At 59.3% G+C, this 19,901-nt stretch carries 19 protein-coding genes; 17 read left to right on the forward strand and 2 right to left on the reverse strand.

Annotated features, from left to right (window positions below):
- Nucleotides 1–228, forward strand: a 228-nt coding sequence (locus EJ576_RS29860) for a hypothetical protein (protein WP_218570328.1), incomplete at its 5' end; no start/stop codon positions are given.
- 112 nt (nucleotides 229–340) lie between these two features.
- Here EJ576_RS29860 and EJ576_RS00005 read toward each other — a convergent pair.
- Together EJ576_RS00005 and EJ576_RS00010 are read right to left on the reverse strand one after the other, a co-directional pair.
- Nucleotides 341–1,561, reverse strand: a complete 1,221-nt coding sequence (locus tag EJ576_RS00005; RefSeq protein ID WP_122730131.1) for a CaiB/BaiF CoA-transferase family protein — start codon at nucleotides 1,559–1,561, stop codon at nucleotides 341–343.
- A gap of 13 nt (nucleotides 1,562–1,574) precedes the next feature.
- Nucleotides 1,575–2,756 (reverse strand): acyl-CoA dehydrogenase, encoded by a 1,182-nt coding sequence (locus EJ576_RS00010; protein WP_003187423.1) that lies wholly within the window; start codon nucleotides 2,754–2,756, stop codon nucleotides 1,575–1,577.
- Between the two features lie 157 nt (nucleotides 2,757–2,913).
- Between EJ576_RS00010 and EJ576_RS00015 the strand changes: the two genes are divergently transcribed.
- The 16 genes from EJ576_RS00015 (at nucleotide 2,914) to EJ576_RS00090 (ending at nucleotide 19,896) form a co-directional block, all read left to right on the forward strand.
- Nucleotides 2,914–3,813 carry a LysR family transcriptional regulator gene (locus tag EJ576_RS00015; RefSeq protein ID WP_164393870.1) on the forward strand — a complete coding sequence of 300 codons (900 nt, stop codon included), beginning with the start codon at nucleotides 2,914–2,916 and terminating at the stop codon, nucleotides 3,811–3,813.
- Nucleotides 3,814–4,265: 452 nt separating this feature from the next.
- Complete coding sequence (locus EJ576_RS00020; RefSeq protein ID WP_010207879.1) at nucleotides 4,266–5,387, forward strand: Re/Si-specific NAD(P)(+) transhydrogenase subunit alpha; 1,122 nt, start codon at nucleotides 4,266–4,268, stop codon at nucleotides 5,385–5,387.
- A gap of 15 nt (nucleotides 5,388–5,402) precedes the next feature.
- On the forward strand, nucleotides 5,403–5,723 hold the full coding sequence (locus tag EJ576_RS00025; RefSeq protein ID WP_003187417.1) for an NAD(P) transhydrogenase subunit alpha: 321 nt from the start codon (nucleotides 5,403–5,405) through the stop codon (nucleotides 5,721–5,723).
- Nucleotides 5,723–7,159, forward strand: a complete 1,437-nt coding sequence (locus EJ576_RS00030) for an NAD(P)(+) transhydrogenase (Re/Si-specific) subunit beta (RefSeq protein ID WP_028618674.1) — start codon at nucleotides 5,723–5,725, stop codon at nucleotides 7,157–7,159. The genes EJ576_RS00025 and EJ576_RS00030 overlap by 1 nt, the downstream gene beginning before the upstream one ends.
- A gap of 179 nt (nucleotides 7,160–7,338) precedes the next feature.
- The gene (locus EJ576_RS00035) at nucleotides 7,339–8,832 is read left to right on the forward strand and encodes an acetyl-CoA hydrolase/transferase family protein (RefSeq protein WP_028618673.1); all 1,494 of its coding nucleotides are present in this window, start codon (nucleotides 7,339–7,341) and stop codon (nucleotides 8,830–8,832) included.
- 318 nt (nucleotides 8,833–9,150) lie between these two features.
- Nucleotides 9,151–9,366 (forward strand): DUF1127 domain-containing protein, encoded by a 216-nt coding sequence (locus EJ576_RS00040; protein ID WP_010168694.1) that lies wholly within the window; start codon nucleotides 9,151–9,153, stop codon nucleotides 9,364–9,366.
- A 263-nt stretch (nucleotides 9,367–9,629) separates the two neighbouring features.
- Complete coding sequence (locus EJ576_RS00045; RefSeq protein WP_028618672.1) at nucleotides 9,630–9,815, forward strand: DUF1127 domain-containing protein; 186 nt, start codon at nucleotides 9,630–9,632, stop codon at nucleotides 9,813–9,815.
- Between the two features lie 136 nt (nucleotides 9,816–9,951).
- Nucleotides 9,952–10,272, forward strand: coding sequence for a DUF2388 domain-containing protein (locus tag EJ576_RS00050; protein WP_028618671.1), 321 nt, complete (start codon nucleotides 9,952–9,954; stop codon nucleotides 10,270–10,272).
- Nucleotides 10,273–10,352: 80 nt separating this feature from the next.
- The gene (locus EJ576_RS00055; protein ID WP_122730166.1) at nucleotides 10,353–10,661 is read left to right on the forward strand and encodes a DUF2388 domain-containing protein; all 309 of its coding nucleotides are present in this window, start codon (nucleotides 10,353–10,355) and stop codon (nucleotides 10,659–10,661) included.
- A gap of 38 nt (nucleotides 10,662–10,699) precedes the next feature.
- Nucleotides 10,700–11,020, forward strand: a complete 321-nt coding sequence (locus EJ576_RS00060) for a DUF2388 domain-containing protein (protein ID WP_028618669.1) — start codon at nucleotides 10,700–10,702, stop codon at nucleotides 11,018–11,020.
- Nucleotides 11,017–12,978 carry a DUF4105 domain-containing protein gene (locus EJ576_RS00065; protein ID WP_122730127.1) on the forward strand — a complete coding sequence of 654 codons (1,962 nt, stop codon included), beginning with the start codon at nucleotides 11,017–11,019 and terminating at the stop codon, nucleotides 12,976–12,978. The genes EJ576_RS00060 and EJ576_RS00065 overlap by 4 nt, the downstream gene beginning before the upstream one ends.
- A gap of 365 nt (nucleotides 12,979–13,343) precedes the next feature.
- Nucleotides 13,344–14,651 carry a CitMHS family transporter gene (locus tag EJ576_RS00070; RefSeq protein ID WP_028618667.1) on the forward strand — a complete coding sequence of 436 codons (1,308 nt, stop codon included), beginning with the start codon at nucleotides 13,344–13,346 and terminating at the stop codon, nucleotides 14,649–14,651.
- A gap of 64 nt (nucleotides 14,652–14,715) precedes the next feature.
- On the forward strand, nucleotides 14,716–15,483 hold the full coding sequence (locus tag EJ576_RS00075; RefSeq protein ID WP_014716354.1) for a TerC family protein: 768 nt from the start codon (nucleotides 14,716–14,718) through the stop codon (nucleotides 15,481–15,483).
- 210 nt (nucleotides 15,484–15,693) lie between these two features.
- On the forward strand, nucleotides 15,694–17,352 hold the full coding sequence (locus EJ576_RS00080) for a Na/Pi cotransporter family protein (RefSeq protein WP_016978808.1): 1,659 nt from the start codon (nucleotides 15,694–15,696) through the stop codon (nucleotides 17,350–17,352).
- A gap of 57 nt (nucleotides 17,353–17,409) precedes the next feature.
- Nucleotides 17,410–18,792, forward strand: a complete 1,383-nt coding sequence (locus tag EJ576_RS00085; protein WP_126569378.1) for a pitrilysin family protein — start codon at nucleotides 17,410–17,412, stop codon at nucleotides 18,790–18,792.
- Nucleotides 18,793–18,864: 72 nt separating this feature from the next.
- Entirely contained in the window at nucleotides 18,865–19,896 is a 1,032-nt protein-coding gene (locus EJ576_RS00090; RefSeq protein WP_126569379.1) for a DUF5924 family protein, read from the forward strand.
- Nucleotides 19,897–19,901 lie beyond the last annotated feature (5 nt).

The raw sequence follows: 19,901 nt of genomic DNA on the forward strand, positions 1-19,901 counted from the left end.
TTTTCAGAAGCTTTCGAAGATTTCTTCAACAACTTCAACCACTTGCGCTTCCGATCTCTCGTCAGCGGGAGGCGAATTCTACAGCGTTACACGCTGCTGTCAACACCTCTTTTTCAACTTCCTTTTGGCTTCGATGAACTGAAGCAACCTACTGCCGAAAACTACATAACTCATTGTTTACCAAGGAGTTTTCCGTTTCGACTGCGCCGGAAGTGGGGCGAATTATAGACGTCTGAAATCTGCCGTCAACCCTTGATTTTGCTTTTCTATCAATTAGTTAAAATTGATTAAAAAACCACCAATAAAGGGCCATCAGCATCTTCTATATAGAAGATGCGACTCAAATAACACCTGCCGCCTTAAGAGCAACCACATTCGCCGCGCCCAACCCCAATACATCCTGAAGCACTTGAGCCGTATGCTCACCCAGCAGAGGAGGCGCATTGCGGTACTCCACCGGCGTCTTGGACAACCGTATTGGACTGGCAACCTGAGGCACCATCCCCGCCAACGCATGGGGCAGCGCCATTGCCAACCCGCGCGCCTTGACCTGAGGGTCGGCGAACACCTGCGCCAGGTCATTGATCGGCCCACAAGGCACGCCCACGCGCTCCAACTGCGACACCCACTCAGCCGTCGTCTTGAACACCGTCGCCTGACGAATCAAAGGAATCAGTTCCGCTCGATTCGCTACCCGCACCTTATTAGTAGCGAAGCGCGGATCATCCGCCCACTGTGGCTGCCCAGCCACTTCGGCAAACTTACGAAACTGCGCGTCATTACCCACTGTCAGGATGAAATCACCGTCGGCGGTAGGGAAATCCTGATAGGGCACGATATTCGGATGCGCATTACCCAGTCGCTTTGGCGACGCCCCTGTCGTCAGGTAATTCATCGCCTGGTTGGCCAGACAGGCCACCTGCACATCCAGTAACGCCATATCGATGTGCTGCCCGCCACCGTCATGATCCCGATGAGCCAGTGCCGCTAGTATCGCCACTGTAGAGTAAAGCCCCGTAAGAATGTCCGTCAGCGCCACACCCACCTTTACTGGCCCGGCACCGTCATCCCCCTCAGGGCGACCGGTCAGGCTCATGAGGCCGCCCAACCCCTGAATCATGAAGTCATAGCCCGCCCGCGCCGCGTAGGGCCCGGTCTGGCCAAAGCCCGTGATCGAGCAGTAGATCAACTCGGGATTGATCTCCCTGAGCGACTCATAGTCCAACCCATACGCGGCAAGCCCGCCCACCTTGAAGTTTTCAATGAGGATGTCCGACTTGGCCGCCAGCTCACGCACCAGCGCCTGCCCCTCCGGCCGCGTGAAATCGATCGTCACCGACTGCTTATTGCGATTGGCCGACAGGTAGTACGCCGCCTCACTGGTGTTCTCGCCATAGGCATCCTTAAGAAAGGGCGGCCCCCAAGCGCGCGTATCGTCGCCGCTACCCGGCCGCTCAACCTTGATCACTTCAGCCCCAAGGTCCGCAAGGATCTGGCCGGACCAGGGGCCCGCCAGTACTCGCGATAGATCCAGTACCCGCAGATGCGAAAGCGCGCCCATGGCCGTGCTCCTATTAATAGAACGCCTGAAGACCGGTTTGCGCACGCCCCAGAATCAGAGCATGCACGTCATGAGTACCTTCATAGGTATTCACGACCTCCAGATTGACCAGGTGGCGCGCCACGCCGAACTCGTCGGAAATACCGTTGCCGCCGAGCATGTCGCGCGCCATACGCGCGATATCCAGGGATTTGCCACAGGAGTTGCGCTTCATGATCGAAGTGATTTCAACCGCTGCCGTACCCTCATCCTTCATACGCCCCAGACGCAGGCAGCCTTGCAGGGCCAGAGTGATCTCGGTCTGCATGTCGGCCAATTTCTTCTGGATCAGTTGGGTTGCAGCCAATGGACGCCCGAATTGCTGGCGATCCAGGGTGTATTGGCGAGCGGTATGCCAGCAGAACTCAGCAGCACCCAAAGCCCCCCAAGAAATGCCATAACGCGCAGAGTTGAGACAGGTGAAAGGCCCCTTCAGACCACGCACGTCCGGAAAAATGTTCTCTTCCGGCACGAACACATTGTCCATGACGATTTCACCGGTGATAGAAGCGCGAAGCCCGACTTTGCCATGAATCGCCGGCGCACTCAGGCCCTTCCAGCCTTTCTCCAAGACAAAGCCACGGATGTCACCGGCGTCGTCCTTGCCCCACACCACAAACACATCCGCGATCGGGCTGTTGGTGATCCACATCTTCGCGCCCGTCAAGCTGTAACCGCCGTCCACTTTTCGAGCCCGGGTAATCATAGCACCTGGATCAGACCCATGATTGGGCTCGGTCAGGCCGAAACAGCCGATCCATTCCCCAGACGCCAACTTCGGCAAGTACTTCTGTTTCTGCGCCTCGGTGCCGAACTCGTTGATCGGCACCATCACCAGCGAAGACTGCACACTCATCATCGAGCGATAGCCGGAGTCGACGCGCTCCACTTCGCGCGCGATCAACCCATAACTGACGTAATTCAAGCCACTGCCGCCGTACTGCTCAGGAATCATCGCACCGAGCAAACCGGTCTCGCCCATCTCGCGAAAAATCGCAGGGTCGGTCTTTTCATGGCGAAAGGCTTCAAGCACGCGCGGCGCCAGCTTGTCCTGGGCGAACTGCTCGGCACTGTCGCGCACCATGCGCTCTTCTTCGGTGAGCTGTTGATCCAGCAGCAGTGGATCGATCCAGTTGAAGCTTGCCTTGCCAGCCATGAATAAGTCCTCGCGGAAAGAAACGGATGTCGTGGAACCAGCCTAGGCGCGACAAGCGCTCGGAGCAAACGAGGTTTCCGCATAGGGTTGTGCTAATTTCTCACTTCGAAACCGCCAAAAAGCGCGCATATGCGCTTTACATGTGAGGACACGGTATATGCGCAGAAAAATTCCCAGTACTACCGCCTTGGTCAGTTTTGAAGCGGCGGCCCGCCACGAAAGCTTTACCAAGGCCGCACACGAGCTTTCGATCACTCAAGGCGCCATCTGTCGACAGATCGCCAGCCTTGAGGAGTTTTTGAGTGTCGAGCTGTTTCGTCGCTCACGCCGAGGGGTAAAACTGACGGAAGCAGGGCTGTCATACAGCCGCCGCGTAGCCACGCAACTGGATGCGGTGGAGCGCGACACGCTTTCCGTCATGGGTCAGCAGGGCGCTAACACCATCGAGTTGGCCGTGGTCCCGACATTTGGTACTCAGTGGCTGATCCCTCGCCTCAAGGATTTCCAACGCCAACATCCTGAGGTCACGGTCAACCTGACGAACCGAACACGGCCCTTCCTGTTTGCCGATACCGAATTCGACGCCGCCATCTACTTCGGCGATGCCGATTGGTCCGGTACGGAATCGCACCGCCTGATGGGAGAGAATCCTGTCCCTGTGTGCAGCCCGCGACTGCTTGGTAACAGCACGCAACTCAGCCCCCAGGAAATCGCAGAACTGCCCCTCCTGCAGCAAACGACGAGACCTTACGCGTGGCGCCAGTGGTTCAACGCCCAGCAGCTGAGCGTACCTCGCGACATGACAGGCCCCCGTTACGAGCTATTCTCGATGTTGTCTCAGGCCGCCATGCATGACATGGGGATCGCGCTGATCCCGCCCTTCCTCATTCAACGCGAACTAGAGGACGGCCAACTGGTGATCACAAGCCCCGAAGCACTGAGCAGTTCGAAGGCCTATTACTTGATGATTCCTGACAGAAAGGTCGAATCCGCTTCATTACACGCATTCAGGGACTGGCTGATCGACCAGTCACAGCGCTACAGCCCTTGTATTTAAAGGTCAAAATAACATTATTGACTCTGTAGTCAGCAAATTTTCAATCCTACAGATATACATATATGTCGCATTTCAACAGACTGTATCTGTCAGGCGAAAATAGGACTCAAAGCCATGATCTATATGGCTTGCAGCGACTAATACAAGCCAATGACCGACTATTCACACCAACGATGTCAAAAGATTGCAGAAGCGCCTGCAGCCCTTTAAGCCCATGTATTTGAAGAGGTTATTTCAGCGTGTTGCGACAATCAGTCACAGGGTGACTTGTAGTTAATTTTTCGTCACCCGTCATAATCCCTTGAAGGCCGTAAAGTTCGCCTGCAAAATGCCGCGCCCCGCTGTCATTTCAGCGGGATCGTGCTGATCGGCCGCCCCAGTTGCGCCACTCGCGGTGCACTGGCCTTTTTACAAAAAGATCAAAAGCAAAAAGATCATGCAGGAGATTTGACGTGCACATTGGTGTTCCTCTCGAAACCCAGACCGGTGAAACGCGGGTGGCTGCCACCCCGGAAACCATCAAGAAGCTGATCGGCCAGGGCCATAAGGTCACTGTACAAAGCGGAGCCGGCATCAAAGCCAGCGTCGTCGACAGTGCCTATGAAACGGCAGGCGCAACCATTGGCAGTGCCAACGATGCGTTTGGCGCCGAGCTGATCCTCAAGGTGGTAGCCCCCAGCGACAGCGAACTTGCGCTGATCAAAAGCGGCACCGTATTGGTGGGCATGCTCAACCCGTTCAGTAACGAAACCATCGCCAAGCTCGCGGAGCGCGGCATCACCGCCTTTGCCCTCGAAGCTGCGCCGCGGACCTCGCGCGCTCAAAGCCTCGACGTGCTGTCGTCCCAGGCCAACATTGCCGGCTATAAAGCCGTGCTGCTTGCCGCTCATCACTACCCGCGCTTCATGCCGATGCTGATGACCGCCGCAGGCACCGTGAAGGCCGCACGCGTGCTGATCCTCGGCGCCGGCGTTGCAGGCCTGCAAGCCATCGCCACCGCGAAACGCCTCGGTGCAGTGATCGAAGCGTCTGACGTACGCCCGGCCGTTAAAGAGCAGATCGAATCCCTCGGCGCCAAGTTTGTCGACGTGCCTTACGAGACCGATGAAGAGCGCGAATGCGCCGTCGGTGTCGGCGGCTACGCCCGCCCAATGCCGACCAGTTGGATGCAACGCCAGGCCCTGGCCGTGCACGAACGCGCCAAGCAGGCCGACATTGTCATTACCACCGCCCTGATTCCCGGCCGCAAAGCGCCGACCTTGCTCAGCGCCGAAACCGTCGCACAGATGAAGCCCGGCTCCGTGGTGATCGACCTTGCCGCTGCCCAAGGTGGCAACTGCCCTCTGACAGTTGCCGACCAGGTGGTCGTCGAGAACGGCGTGATCATTTGCGGCCCGACCAACCTCGCCGGCGCTGTCGCCGCCGATGCGTCAGCCTTGTACGCGCGCAACCTGCTGGACTTCCTGAAGCTGGTCTTCACCAAGGAAGGGCAGTTTGAAATCAACCTCGAAGACGACATCGTCGCCGCGTGCCTGATGTGCCGCGACGGCCAAGTCATCCGCAAAAACGCCTAAGCAGGGATTCAGACGATGGAAGAGCTTATCTCCCCCGGTATCTACAACCTGATCATCTTTGTGCTGGCGATTTATGTCGGTTACCACGTGGTCTGGAACGTTACCCCCGCGCTGCACACACCATTGATGGCGGTAACCAACGCCATTTCCGCGATCGTGATCGTCGGCGCCATGCTGGCTGCGGCCCTCACTGTCACGCCACTGGGCAAGACTATGGGCACCCTGGCCGTGGCACTCGCCGCAGTCAACGTGTTCGGCGGCTTCCTGGTCACCCGCAGAATGCTTGAGATGTTCAAGAAGAAAGCCCCGAAAGTAAAAGAAGAGGCGCCTAAGTAATGAGCATGAATCTCGTCACGACGCTCTACTTGATCGCGTCGATCTGCTTCATCCAGGCTCTCAAGGGCCTGTCGCACCCCACCACGTCGCGACGCGGCAACCTGTTCGGCATGCTCGGCATGGCGCTGGCGGTGCTCACCACCGTGGGCCTCATCTATAAGCTGGGCGCTGAGTTGGCTACCGCAGGCATTGGATACGTAATCGTTGGCCTGCTGATCGGCGGCACCGCCGGCTCGATCATGGCCAAGCGCGTAGAAATGACCAAGATGCCTGAACTGGTAGCGTTCATGCACAGCATGATCGGCCTGGCTGCAGTGTTCATCGCGATTGCCGCGGTGGTCGAGCCGCAGTCCCTGGGCATCGTCAAACACCTGGGCGACTCGATTCCTGCCGGTAACCGCCTGGAACTGTTCCTCGGCGCGGCCATCGGTGCCATTACCTTCTCCGGTTCGGTGATCGCCTTCGGCAAATTGTCCGGCAAGTACAAGTTCCGCCTGTTCCAGGGCGCACCGGTACAGTTCGGCGGCCAGCACAAACTGAACCTTGTGCTCGGCCTCGCTACGCTGGGCCTGGGCCTGGCGTTCATGTTCACCGGCAACCTCACCGCCTTCGCGCTGATGCTGGCCCTGGCCTTCGTGCTTGGCGTGCTGATCATCATCCCTATCGGCGGTGCGGACATGCCTGTGGTCGTCTCGATGCTCAACAGCTACTCCGGCTGGGCAGCGGCGGGCATCGGTTTTTCGCTGAACAACTCGATGCTGATCATCGCCGGCTCTCTGGTGGGCTCCAGCGGCGCGATTCTGTCGTACATCATGTGCAAGGCGATGAACCGTTCCTTCTTTAATGTACTGCTCGGCGGTTTCGGCAATGCGCCGGATGCCGGTGCAGCGGCGGGCTCTAAAGAAGCACGCCCGGTCAAATCGGGCTCGGCTGACGACGCGACCTTCCTGCTGACCAACGCCGATACCGTGATCATCGTCCCGGGTTACGGCCTGGCCGTAGCACGTGCACAACATGCGCTCAAGGAACTGACCGAGAAGCTGACCCACCACGGCGTCACCGTGAAGTACGCGATCCACCCAGTGGCCGGCCGTATGCCAGGGCACATGAACGTCCTGCTCGCCGAGGCCGAAGTGCCTTACGACCAGGTGTTCGAGATGGAAGACATCAACTCCGAGTTCGGCCAGGCCGACGTGGTGCTGGTACTGGGCGCGAACGACGTGGTCAACCCGGCCGCCAAGAACGATCCGAACTCACCGATCGCGGGCATGCCGATTCTCGAAGCCTTCAAGGCCAAGACGATCATCGTCAACAAACGCTCAATGGCCAGCGGCTACGCCGGCTTGGACAACGAGCTGTTCTACCTGGACAAGACCATGATGGTCTTCGGTGATGCCAAGAAGGTCATCGAAGACATGGTCAAAGCCGTCGAGTAACACTGCTTCAGCGCAATACTCGAAACCCCGGCCTCCTGTAGGCTGGGGTTTTTTATTACCTCATGAAACCCGACCAAAGGCTCTAAATCGCTGCCTGGCATTCGACCATGGTAGCGGGCCGAATTTTTTTGAAATCACTAAACTGCGCACCTTGCTTCCGTAGCCTGAGATAACAATCCATGTACCGTGATCGTATCCGCTTGCCTTCGTTGTTGAACAAGGTCATGAGCGCGGCAGACGCCGCCGCACTGATCGAGGACGGCATGACCGTCGGCATGAGCGGCTTCACCCGTGCCGGTGAAGCCAAGGCCGTCCCCCACGCTCTGGCCGAACGCGCCAAGACCTCGCCGCTGAAAATCACCCTGATGACCGGCGCCAGCCTGGGAAATGACCTGGACAAGCAACTGACCGAAGCGGGCGTACTGTCGCGACGCATGCCGTTCCAGGTCGACAGCACCTTGCGCAAGGCGATCAACGCCGGCGAAGTGATGTTTATCGACCAGCACCTGTCGGAAACCGTCGAGCAGCTGCGCAACAATCAGCTCAAGCTACCGGATATTGCGGTGATTGAAGCGGTCGCGATCACTGAGCAAGGCCATATTGTGCCCACCACGTCTGTGGGCAACTCGGCCAGCTTTGCGATTTTCGCCAAGCAGGTGATCGTCGAGATCAACCTGGCGCACAACCCGAACCTGGAAGGGCTGCACGACATTTATATCCCGACGTACCGGCCAACCCGTACGCCGATCCCGCTGGTGAAGGTCGATGACCGGATTGGCAGCACTGCTATTCCGATCCCACCGGAAAAGATCGCCGCCATCGTCATCACCAACCAGGCCGATTCCGCCTCGACCGTGACGCCACCCGACAGCGACACCCAAGGCATCGCCAATCACCTGATCAATTTCCTCAAGCAGGAAGTCGACGCCGGCCGCATGACCAACAAACTCGGCCCGTTGCAGGCCGGCATCGGCAATATCGCCAATGCAGTAATGTGTGGCTTGATCGAATCGCCGTTCGAAGACCTGACCATGTATTCGGAAGTGTTGCAGGATTCGACCTTCGACCTGATCGACGCGGGCAAGCTGAGCTTTGCTTCGGGCAGCTCGATCACCTTGTCAGAACGGCGCAATGCCGACGTATTCGGCAACCTGGAGAAGTACAAGGACAAACTGGTGCTGCGCCCGCAAGAGATCTCCAACCATCCGGAAGTGGTGCGTCGCCTGGGCATCATCGGCATCAACACCGCGCTGGAGTTCGACATCTACGGCAACGTCAACTCCACCCATGTCTGCGGCACGCGGATGATGAATGGTATTGGCGGCTCCGGGGATTTCGCGCGCAATGCGCACCTGGCGATCTTTGTTACCAAATCCATTGCTAAAGGCGGGGCGATTTCCAGCGTGGTGCCGATGGTCAGCCATGTGGACCACACCGAGCATGACGTCGATATCCTGGTCACCGAAGTTGGGCTTGCCGACCTGCGTGGCCTGGCGCCACGGGAACGAGCGCGGGTGATCATCGATAACTGTGTGCACCCTGCCTATCGCGATGCCCTGAACAGTTACTTCAACGCTGCTTGCGCCGTCGGCGGGCATACGCCCCACATCCTGCGCGAAGCACTGAGCTGGCACATCAACCTGGAAGAAACCGGGCATATGCTCAAGGCGTGATTGATACAGATCCGGGCTGATGCAAAAACAGTTTCATCAGCCCGGCATTCTCAACGCCACTCCTGCAAAAAACTGTACTGCTGTACCGGTCATTTCCTACCGAAATATCCCACACATCACCTCGAAAACACCAGTTTCGCACCACTTCAGTGCAGATAGGTACAGTTGCCTCATTTCTGTACAGTACAGCACCCATAAACAGTTAACTGGCCCCTCACAATACAGGTGAACTGTATCTAGAGAGTCTTGCGTCGGAAGAGGATCATTGGCGTCAGTTAAACCACTACCTAATCCCGCCACAAGCGGAAGGATGTCATCATGGAACGTACACTCAGTTCCGATCTGTTCTTCGAAGAAAAAGCTGTAAACACCCAGGCCTCCCTGCCTCTGCGCGTTATCGCCAACCTGATGTTGTGGCAGCGCCGCATCTCCAGCCGCCACCAACTGGCTCGTCTGGATTCGCGTCTGCTGGCTGACGCAGGCATCAGCGAAGCTCAACGCTACGAAGAGCTGAGCAAGCCGTTCTGGCGCTGATTTAGCGCTCGCTGGCCCTGACCTACCGGGTCCACCGCCAGCACCCTGATTTGTCAAAGCAAAGCCCGCCCCGGGAAACCGGAGGCGGGCTTTGTTGTTTTCGGGGTATGGGTTTTCAACGGGAAAACAGTGACACAATTCGTGGACAGGTACAGTTTAAAAAATACAACAGTTAAGCAGTACAATTTAACTCCAGTGTATCTGTATCGGTCACATCCTCTCGCTGAACATGGTGTTCCAAGACCTCATGAAAGGTGCACGCCATGGACACGCCATCCCACAGCTATAAGCGGTTGTTAAGTCGAGCCGCTTCGATCCTCGCCAAATGGCTACGCCAGGCCTATGAACGGCGCCAACTGTCTCAGCTTGATAGCCGTGAACTGTCCGACCTGGGCATCAGCCCTGGCGACCGAATGAACGAGCTGTCCAAACCGTTCTGGCGTGACTAGGCAGTCAAGACGCTTCCCGAACGGATAAACGGCGGCTTAATATCCAGTCACCACGTGGCGAACCGCGTAGTACGGGCGTCTGATCCCCAATGGCTGCCCTGCGCCACCTTATCCGTTCATCTACAGGAGTCATCCCATGTCCCGTCTTCGCCTGCTGAGTGCCGCCGCCCTGTTGGCCCTGGCTGCCAACGCCAACGCGACCAGCTTCATCGTGACCACCGACTCCATCGTCGGCGCGCTTAAAGCCACCTCCGACGCTACTTCCGATGCCACCTCGTCCCTGCGCGACAATAAAGTCGTGCGCGCCGCCCGTGACGACGCCGCCAGCTTTGTTGCCAGTGAAGGCGCCATCCGTGGTGTGAAACTGGAAAGTGCCCTGGCACAGATTCGCCAACAAGCGCCGCAGTTGAACACCGCGACTGACGCACAGTTGGCCCAGGCCATCCTGGCGATCTGAATACAGGGCTGATGCCTGGGCGCTGGCTCTCGCCCGGGCATTACGCTAGCCTTGGCGCTCGTTTTAAGTTGTCGAGTCCCATGGCTTTTTCATACCGCCTTTTAATAGTTCCACTATTGCTTTGTGGCGCCTGGTCGCCCGTGGCTTCGGCTTTCGACCTGAGCACCCAAAGCACCGTCGCCAGTGCGTACGCCACCAGCAAGGTGACGTCCGCGCCCTTCGACAGAAAAGTGATTATGGCCGCCCAGGACGACGCGGCTGCGTTTATCGCCACTGACGGCCAATGGCGGGGCGCACGGCTGGAATCCGCGCTGGATTATCTGCGCCGCAGCCAACCAAAACTTAACGCCAGCGACCTTGAACTGGCGCAAGCAATTCTCGTCCAATAATCATCTTTGTATTCCATCTTTTTCATTGGAGTCATCTCATGCGTAGCCCGCTGATCGCCGCCGCCCTTGGCCTGCTGTTATTGGCCGACGTTGCCCAGGCACAGACCCTGGTGGCCACCAGTAACATCATTGTTCGCGCCTCTGGTCGCACCATTGATTTCACCTCGGACACCACCACCTCCATACGCGACTCCAAAGTCGTGCGCGAAGCCCACGACGACGCTGCCAGCTTCGTCGCCACCAACGGCGAAATCCGTGGCGCACGCCTGGAAGCCGCCTTCGACACCCTGCGCACACGTCTGCCGGAAGCCCGCGACGCCAGTGACCAGACCCTCGCCGAAGCTATCCTCGCACTGTGAGGCGAATTGCCGCCTGGCTCCTGGCCGGGGTTGTGCTGCTGTGCGCCAGCGCAGCCCAAGCCGGCCTGCAACTGCGGCTCAAGACCGATGGCTTGAGCCCGGCTGAACAGCAGGCCAGCCAGGCGTTGCTCGACGAAGCGATGCGCGCTTTACCGCCTAGCTTCATCGAGCAGTTGGACCGGCGCATCGATGTCGGCTGGACCGACAAGATGCCCGAGAACGCCTACGGGCAAGCCTCCCTGGTGTCCGAGCTGGACCTCAACCGCAACTTGCTCGCCAGCCTGACCGACGGCAGCGCCGCCACCCAGAAGACCAATCGCCCCCACGGCACCGTGCGCCGCGAAATGCTCGCCACCGTGCTGCATGAGCTGACCCACATTTATGACCGTGCACGCCTGTGGTCCAAAGCAGACCGCGCACTGATCAACCGCTGCAGCCGCCAGAACAATCTCACCGGCCTGATCGGCCTGCCTGATCAATGCCGTGGCCAGAATGGCCGACGTTTTACCCTCAGCGATGACCCGCGCCTGCTGGACCTTGCCGGCTGGCCGCAATACGTCGGTCGTCGTGGCGAACGCGAACAGAACAACCATCAGGTCGCACGCAGCCCGGACATCTACGAAACCACCAGCCCCTTGGAATTCGTCGCAGTCAACATGGAGTACTTCCTGCTTGACCAGAGCTACGCCTGCCGCCGTCCCTCGCTGTTCCGTTATTACAAAGAACACTTTGGCTGGGCGCCGCCGAACCAAGAAACCTGCGCCAACACCTATGCGTTCCTGAACGCCGGCAACGATTTCGCCAAGACGCCGCTGGGCCATGTCGACCCGGAGCGCGTCTACGAAATCGACTACCTGCTGGCCGAAGCCAATCAAAACCTGGTGAGCCGCTGGGGCCACAGCATGTTGCGCCTGGTGATCTGCGCGCCAGGCCGTCCGCGTGGTCCGGATTGTCGGCTGGATCTGGACCAGCACCTAGTATTGTCCTACCGCGCGTTTGTCGGTGACGTACAGCTGTCGAGCTGGGACGGCCTGGTCGGCAAATACCCGTCGCGCCTGTTTGTCCTGCCGTTGGCGCAAGTGATCGACGAGTACACCAAGACCGAGTTGCGCGGCCTGGCCTCCGTGCCGTTGAAACTGACCCGCCAGGAAATCAACGACACCGTCGAGCATGCCGCCGAGATGCACTGGAGCTACGACGGTAATTACTTCTTCATTTCCAACAACTGTGCGGTGGAGAGCCTGAAACTGTTACGCAGTGGCAGCGCCAACCCGCAACTGACCGGCCTGGACAACATAACCCCCAACGGTTTGCTTGAGGTGTTGAGTGCTCGTGGCCTGGCCGACACCAGCGTACTGGACGACAAACGCCGGGCGTTACGCCTGGGCTATCACTTCGACTCCTTCCGCGAACGCTACCAAGCGATGTTCGATGTACTGCGCAAGCATCTGCCGATCCAGCAGACCCAGGTCGAAGACTGGCTGTCCCTCAGCGCAGAGGAGCGCCGCCAGTGGTTCGGCCAGGCCGATCTGCGCACCAGCGCCGCATTGCTGCTGCTTGAACAGGCGAGTTTTCGCAAGCAGTTGATGCTGGCCCAGGACGAAGTCAAACAACGCTACCTCGGCGCCCGCGAGCTGAAAAACGGCGGCATGGAGAAAGCCAACGCTACGCTGCAACAGATCCTTGCCAACAGCGGCTTCCTCAGCCGTCCGGCAGAACTCTTGGGCAGCGGCGGCTACGGCCTGCCGCAGCCTTCGGAAGCCAAGCGCCTGGAATCGGAAAGCGCCGAGCGCCAGAAGCAACTGCAATCACTGACTGGCGAGCTGGATAAAGAGGTGAGGGCGCTGCTGGACCCCTCGCGCTCCGCCGAGATTGCCGCCTGCGAAGCCAACCTCAAGCAGGTAGGCGAGCATTTGCGGGCCTTGCACAAGGCGGCAGGCGGCCTGGAACTGCCCTGAAACCCCGCCGCAGAATCTGTAGGAGCGGGCTTGCCGGCGATGCAGACACCTCGGTCGTTCAGTTGAACCGAGGTGATGCTATCGCAGGCAAGCCAGCTCCCACATTTGGTCTGTGCAAACCTGAAGACCATATACCTACCCTCCATCGTCTGTTTTGTCAGCGAAAGCTGGCTGAAAGCTTACCCGTCTAGGATCGCCCCCACTGCCGGCAACAGACCGGCTGTTAACAACAACAATGGTGATTCCCGATGTCCGCTCGTACCCGCCTGTTCGCCCCAACTCCACCCGTACGCCTCGTGCCTTTCGTTCTGCGCTGACCCCCTCGGTTCGCCATTCCCTAGCCGCGCTACGCCTGGAGTATTCCTATGCTGACTTTCCTTGGCTTTGCCATGGTCATCACGTTCATGTTCCTGATCATGACCAAGCGCCTATCCGCGCTGATCGCCCTGATCATCGTGCCGATCCTGTTCGCGCTGTTCGGCGGTTTCGCGCCGGAGATCGGCCCGATGATGCTCGCGGGCATCACCAAGCTCGCGCCGACCGGCGTGATGCTGATGTTCGCCATTCTCTACTTTGCCCTGATGATCGACTCCGGCCTGTTCGACCCGGCCGTGCGTAAGATCCTCAAGATGGTCAAGGGCGACCCGCTGAAAGTCTCGGTCGGCACCGCCGTGCTGGCCCTGGTGGTGTCCCTCGACGGTGACGGCGCTACCACCTACATGATCTGCGTGGCCGCCATGCTGCCGCTGTACCAGCGCATCGGCATGAGCCCGCGGATCATGGCTGGCTTGATCATCCTCGCCGGTGGCGTGATGAACATGACCCCTTGGGGTGGCCCGACCGCCCGCGCCGCCAGTGCGTTGCATGTGGACCCGTCGGACATTTTCGTACCGATGATCCCGGCCATGGCCGCCGGCGTCGTCGCAATCCTGGTGATCGCCTACATGTACGGCCTGCGCGAACGTGCACGCCTGGGTGAATTGCACCTGCAAGGCGACGAGATCGACCACAGCGAAATCAGCGTGTCGCAATTCCCGGACGCTCGTCGCCCGAAACTGATCTGGTTCAACGGCGCGCTGACGTTCGCCCTGATGTGCACGTTGATCGCCGGCCTGTTGCCGCTGCCGGTGCTATTCATGGTGGCGTTCAGTATCGCGATGATCGTCAACTACCCGTGCCTGCAGATGCAGAAAGACCGCGTCGCCGCCCACTCCGGCAGCGTATTGGCGGTGGTGGGGCTGATCTTCGCGGCCGGTATCTTCACCGGCATCCTGTCGGGCACCGGCATGGTCGATGCCATGTCCAAGAGTCTGCTGGCCGTTATCCCTGACGCGCTGGGCCCGTACCTGGCCGTGATCACCGCGCTAGTGAGCATGCCGTTTACGTTCTTCATGTCCAACGATGCGTTCTACTACGGCGTATTGCCAGTACTCGCCGAAGCCGCCAGCCACTACGGCATCACTGCGGCAGAAATGGGACGTGCGTCGATCGTCGGCCAACCTGTGCACCTGTTGAGCCCGCTCGTACCCTCGACCTACCTGCTGGTCGCTTTGGCCGGTATCGAGTTTGGCGATCACCAGCGCTTTACCCTCAAGTGGGCAGTGCTGGTGTGCCTGTGCATAATGGTCGCCGCTTTGCTGATGGGGATTATTCCGCTGTTCAGCACTCTATAATCCAAACACCCAACCGCGCGGCGCTGCAGCTTGCGCGGTTTAACACTCGCTCAAAGGAATACACATGGAATGGCTGACCAATCCGGAGATCTGGATTGCCTTCTTCACCCTGACGGCCCTCGAGATCGTCCTGGGCATCGATAACATCATCATGATTTCGATCCTGGTCAGCCGCATGCCCAAGCATATGCAGGCGCGCACCCGGATCTTCGGCCTGGCGCTGGCCATGGTCACGCGCATTCTGTTGCTGCTGTCGATCACCTGGGTGATGCAACTGACCGCCGACCTCTTTGTGGTCTTCGGCCAAGGCATTTCCGGTCGCGACCTGATCCTGTTCTTCGGTGGCCTGTTCCTGCTGTGGAAAAGCTCCCAGGAGATGTACCACGCGCTTGAAGGTGAAGACGAAACCCACGACGAGCCGAAGGGCGCCGGTGGCAAGTTCATCTACACCATCATCCAGATCGCGATCATCGACATCGTGTTCTCCCTGGACTCGGTCATCACCGCTGTCGGCATGGTGTCCCATGTTCCGGTCATGGTCGCGGCGATTGTCGTGGCGGTATTGGTGATGATGTTGGCTGCTGGCACCATCAGCGAGTTCATCGACAAGCACCCGTCGCTGAAAATGCTGGCGCTGTCGTTCCTGCTGGTCGTGGGTACCGTGCTGATCGCGGAATCCTTCGATGTGCACGTGCCAAAAGGCTACGTCTACTTCGCCATGGCGTTCTCGCTGGCGGTGGAAGCGGTGAACATCAAGATGCGCACCGCCATCGCGAAAAAGAAAAAACAGCAGGATCCGGTGAAACTGCGCAAAGACATTCCGGGTCAATAAACCCGAGCCAGACAAAAAGGGGCTTTTTAAGCCCCTTTTTTGCATCCACAAAAAGTTGATTTCATGACAGTTTTGTTTCAATCCCCACTTTAGCTATGCGATGCTGGCGCAGAGCCCATTCGCCAACTACAGCTTAAGTACAAGACGTAGAGCGGCACGCGGCAACTTTCATTCGCTCACTTTAGAGCGCACCCACACGGGGGGCCGAGCATGCTGACCTTGCTCAATCTGCTTTCCGCCGTGACCCTGCTTATCTGGGGCACGCACATCGTCCGTACCGGCATCCTGCGGGTCTACGGTTCCAACTTGCGCCAAGTCATCGGGCAGAACATGTCCAAGCGCTGGCTGGCGTTTATCGCCGGTATCCTGGTGACGGCCATGGTGCAGAGCAGCAACGCCACGGCGATGCTGGTGACCTCCTTCGTCGGCCAGGGCCTGATGGGCCTGATGCCCGCCCTGGCGACCATGCTCGGGGCGGATGTCGGTACTGCGTTGATGGCGCGGGTGCTGACGTTCGATTTGTCCTGGCTGTCGCCGCTGCTGATTTTTCTTGGGGTGATTTTCTTCCTGTCGCGCAAGCAAACGCGGGCAGGGCAGTTGGGACGCGTGGGGATCGGCCTCGGGCTGATCATCCTCGCGCTGCAACTGATCGTGGAAGCCGCCGGCCCCATCACCCACGCCCAAGGCGTGAAAGTGTTGTTCGCATCGTTGACCGGCGACATCTTGCTCGACGCCCTGGTCGGCGCCTTGTTCGCGATGATTTCCTACTCCAGCCTGGCCGCTGTCCTACTGACCGCGACTCTGGCCGGCGCAGGCGTGATCGGCTTGCATGTCGCGATCGGCCTGGTGATCGGCGCCAACATCGGCAGCGGCGTGTTGGCCTTCCTCAGTACCAGCATGCAGAACGCGGCCGGGCGCCAGGTCGCGCTGGGCAGCCTGCTGTACAAATTGATCGGCCTGTTGCTGATCATTCCTGTGCTGGACCCGCTGGTGCTGTGGATGGATGGCTTGGACTACAGCGCCCAAGGCATGGTCATCACCTTCCACCTGCTCTACAACGTGAGCCGTTGCTTGATCCTGTTGCCCACCATCGGCCCGATGGCAAAACTGTGCGCCTGGCTGCTGCCCGAGCGTGAAGAGGTCAACGGCAAAGCCAAGCCGCGCCATCTGGACCTGACGGCACTCAGCACCCCAAGCCTGGCCCTGGCCAACGCCGCCCGTGAAACCCTGCGCCTGGGCGACCTGATCGACAACATGCTGACCGCCATGCAGGAGGTGCTGCGCGGCAAACAGACCGCCATCACCCAGGAAATGCGCAGCCTCAGCGACGACGTCGAATCGCTGTACAGCGCGATCAAGCTCTACCTGGCGCAAATGCCCCGCGAAGACCTCAGTGAACAGGACAGCCGGCGCTGGGCCGAAATCATCGAGCTGTCGATCAACCTGAAACTGGCCGGCGACCTGATCGAACGCATGCTGCGCAAAGTTCAGCAGCAGAAAACTTCCCAGCGTCGCCAGTTCTCGGAAGTGGGCCTGGAAGAACTCACTGGGCTGCACAGTCAGTTGATCGCCAACCTGCGCCTGGGCCTGTCGGTGTTCCTCAGCGCCGACCCGGAAAGTGCCCGCCAATTGCTGCGCGAAAAACGCCGATTCCGCGCCCAGGAACGCCGCCTGGCCCACGCGCACGTGAGTCGCCTGCAGAGAAAAATCGTACAGAGCCTGGAGACCAGCTCCCTACACCTGGAGCTGATTGCGGACATGAAACGCCTCAACTCGTTGTTTTGCAGCAGTGCTTATGTAGTGTTGGAAACGTCCGACACCGGCGCGCTCTCCGCCGAAGATATTGCCGACATCACACATTCGCCCTGAACGTACTATGGCCCGCGAAGTCAGTTAAAACTGACCTCACTCGCCAGGAAGCTTGTTATGCGTCGCCTGTTGTTCGCCTGTCTGCTCATGGGCTCTGCCCATGCCTTTGCCTTTGACCGCCTGCAAGTCGAGGGCTACACCTTGCCCAATGGCCTGCAATTGCTGCTCAAGCCGGGCACCGAACGCGGGCATGTGGCGATCCGCCTGGTGGTGGGCGTGGGTCTGGATGACTTCAGTTGCGAGGACAAAGAGCTGCCGCACCTGCTGGAACACTTGCTGTTCAGCGGCATCGACGGCGGTGGAGAAGGTGAGCTGGAAGACCGCATGCAAGCCCTGGGCGGCGAGTGGAATGCCTATACCAGCAACGCCGACACCACCTTCGTGATCGAGGCGCCCGCGCAAAACCAGCGCAAGGTGCTGGACCTGCTGCTGGCGATCCTCACCCGCACCGAATTGACCGACGCCAATATCGACGCCGCCAAGCGGGTGGTGGAGCGCGAAGACGGCGGCCACTACTCACACCTGCAACGCCTGCTGGATCGCCAGGATCTAGGCCACACCGCCAGCAATCAACTGGCCGTCGAGCTGGGCCTCAAATGCGCCGAACGCGCCGAGGTCGACCATCTGACTCGCGACCAGTTGGAGAACCTGCGCAAAAACTGGTACGCGCCCAACAACATGAGCCTGATCATCGTCGGTGACCTCGACAAACTGCTGCCGGCCTATCTGGAACGTACCTATGGCCAGCTTGACCCGGTCGAACCGACGGAACACCCGGCACTCCCGGAAATCCAGCATGCCGCCGCCACCCACCGCGAACTGATCCACGGCTGGGTCGGCGATAGCGCCAAACTGCACTGGCTGTTCCCTGAGCCGGTACTGGACGACGGGCATGATGAAACCTACGACCTGCTCAAGGACTACCTCGACTGGGCGTTGTACCGCCAACTGCGCCTCAAGCACGGCTTGTCCTACGGCCCGTGGAGCGAGCGCGAAGTGCTCGGTGGCGTCGGCTTCCTCAGCCTGAATGCCGACCTGGAGCGGGAAAACCTCCCCAAAGCTGAGCAGGTCTTGCAGGACCTCAGGGCGCAGTTGCTCAAAGACGGTCTCGACCCGGCGGTATTCGCCCGCCTGCAACAGGCCGCCGTCGCCCGTCAGGCCTGGGCCGTGCAGGGCAACAGCGCACTGGCCGACTATTACTGGAGCGCTTCCGGCGATTACAACAACGGTCACTTCAGCGACCCGGTCAAACGCATCAAGGCCGTGAGTCTGGACCAGACCAACCAGGCCATGCGCCAAGTGTTCAAGCAACCCGGCTACTGGCGTATCGAGAAGCCGCTGCTCAGTTACGACCTGCTGAGCTGGATCGGCGCCGGTGTCCTTGGGCTGATCGCCTTTGTGTTGATCGGCGTGCGGCTTTATCGCAAACGGATCGCGTAATGACGCAACGGACGACGGGCTAAGACGTTATTCTGTCTAGGATTTTTTCCTACAAAGACTGCGAACCGCCAGATGCCAAACCTGACCCACGTAATCCAGCGCATTCTCGAGCTGATGAAGCGCTACCCAGGGGTGATTGCACTCGGCGGCTTCATCTCGGGGGTGGGCAGCTTCATCCTGGTGGACCGCCAACAGGGCATGGCCAGTTGGATCGCGGTGATCATGCTGGTGAGCTGGCTGTGGCTGATGCTGGAAAACAGCTTCACCCAAATGTTCACCAAGGTCTTCAAGCGCGAAATCCCCGAACCGCTGCTGCGCTATGCAACCCAGATGATCCATCAGGAAAGTCTGTTTTTTGTGCTGCCGTTCTTTTTCATCACCACCGCCTGGAACAGCGGCCAATCGATTTTTACCGGCCTGCTCGGCGCGGCGGCACTGGTGTCGATTGTCGACCCGCTGTACTACAAATGGCTGGCGCCCAAACGTTCACTGTTCCTCGCGCTGCACACCTTCACACTGTTCGCCGCGCTGCTCACCGCGCTGCCGATCATCCTGCACCTGACCACCGCCGAGAGTTACAAATTGGCCCTCGGCGTGGCCATGGCGTTGTCGATCCCAAGCCTGGCCGTGAGCCTGCCGCTACGCAGCCTTAAAGGCTGGGCGATGTTGCTCGGGGTCACGGCCGCCATTGGTTGCGCCGGATGGTTCCTGCGCAGTTGGGTGCCACCAGCCACCTTGTGGATGACTGAAGTGGCCATCAGCACACAGTTGCAAGACCGCACGCCGGGCGACGACCTCAAGGAAGTCACCGCCGCCCAACTGCGCAGCGGCGGGCTGTACGCCTACACCGCCATCAACGCACCGCGCGGGTTGGATGAGCGCATCTACCATGTGTGGCAATTCAACGGCAAAGAGGTCGACCGCATCGCCTTGGATATCCATGGCGGACGCAAAGAGGGCTACCGCGCCTGGACCCACAAGCAGAACTTCCCCGGCGACGCCGCGGGTCGCTGGCAAGTACGCGTGCTGACTGAAGACGGGCAGGTAATCGGCGTGCTGCGCTTCAAAGTGACGGACTCAGCACAAACGGACAACCCAAAGTAGGCAGG

Origin of the sequence: Pseudomonas sp. C 49-2, assembly GCF_003970195.1 — a bacterium.
Lineage (GTDB): Bacteria > Pseudomonadota > Gammaproteobacteria > Pseudomonadales > Pseudomonadaceae > Aquipseudomonas > Aquipseudomonas canadensis.

Excerpts from the sequence above, each read along its gene's own strand:
- EJ576_RS00070 (WP_028618667.1), top strand. The coding sequence starts at position 13,344 with ATGCTGACTTTCCTTGGCTTTGCCATGGTCATCACGTTCATGTTCCTG.
- EJ576_RS00075 (WP_014716354.1), top strand. The coding sequence starts at position 14,716 with ATGGAATGGCTGACCAATCCGGAGATCTGGATTGCCTTCTTCACCCTG.
- EJ576_RS00030 (WP_028618674.1), top strand. The coding sequence starts at position 5,723 with ATGAGCATGAATCTCGTCACGACGCTCTACTTGATCGCGTCGATCTGC.
- EJ576_RS00060 (WP_028618669.1), top strand. The coding sequence starts at position 10,700 with ATGCGTAGCCCGCTGATCGCCGCCGCCCTTGGCCTGCTGTTATTGGCC.
- EJ576_RS00050 (WP_028618671.1), top strand. The coding sequence starts at position 9,952 with ATGTCCCGTCTTCGCCTGCTGAGTGCCGCCGCCCTGTTGGCCCTGGCT.
- EJ576_RS00010 (WP_003187423.1), bottom strand. The coding sequence starts at position 2,756 with ATGGCTGGCAAGGCAAGCTTCAACTGGATCGATCCACTGCTGCTGGAT.
- EJ576_RS00015 (WP_164393870.1), top strand. The coding sequence starts at position 2,914 with ATGCGCAGAAAAATTCCCAGTACTACCGCCTTGGTCAGTTTTGAAGCG.
- EJ576_RS00085 (WP_126569378.1), top strand. The coding sequence starts at position 17,410 with ATGCGTCGCCTGTTGTTCGCCTGTCTGCTCATGGGCTCTGCCCATGCC.
- EJ576_RS00045 (WP_028618672.1), top strand. The coding sequence starts at position 9,630 with ATGGACACGCCATCCCACAGCTATAAGCGGTTGTTAAGTCGAGCCGCT.
- EJ576_RS00080 (WP_016978808.1), top strand. The coding sequence starts at position 15,694 with ATGCTGACCTTGCTCAATCTGCTTTCCGCCGTGACCCTGCTTATCTGG.
- EJ576_RS00005 (WP_122730131.1), bottom strand. The coding sequence starts at position 1,561 with ATGGGCGCGCTTTCGCATCTGCGGGTACTGGATCTATCGCGAGTACTG.
- EJ576_RS00035 (WP_028618673.1), top strand. The coding sequence starts at position 7,339 with ATGTACCGTGATCGTATCCGCTTGCCTTCGTTGTTGAACAAGGTCATG.
- EJ576_RS00025 (WP_003187417.1), top strand. The coding sequence starts at position 5,403 with ATGGAAGAGCTTATCTCCCCCGGTATCTACAACCTGATCATCTTTGTG.
- EJ576_RS00055 (WP_122730166.1), top strand. The coding sequence starts at position 10,353 with ATGGCTTTTTCATACCGCCTTTTAATAGTTCCACTATTGCTTTGTGGC.
- EJ576_RS00040 (WP_010168694.1), top strand. The coding sequence starts at position 9,151 with ATGGAACGTACACTCAGTTCCGATCTGTTCTTCGAAGAAAAAGCTGTA.
- EJ576_RS00090 (WP_126569379.1), top strand. The coding sequence starts at position 18,865 with ATGCCAAACCTGACCCACGTAATCCAGCGCATTCTCGAGCTGATGAAG.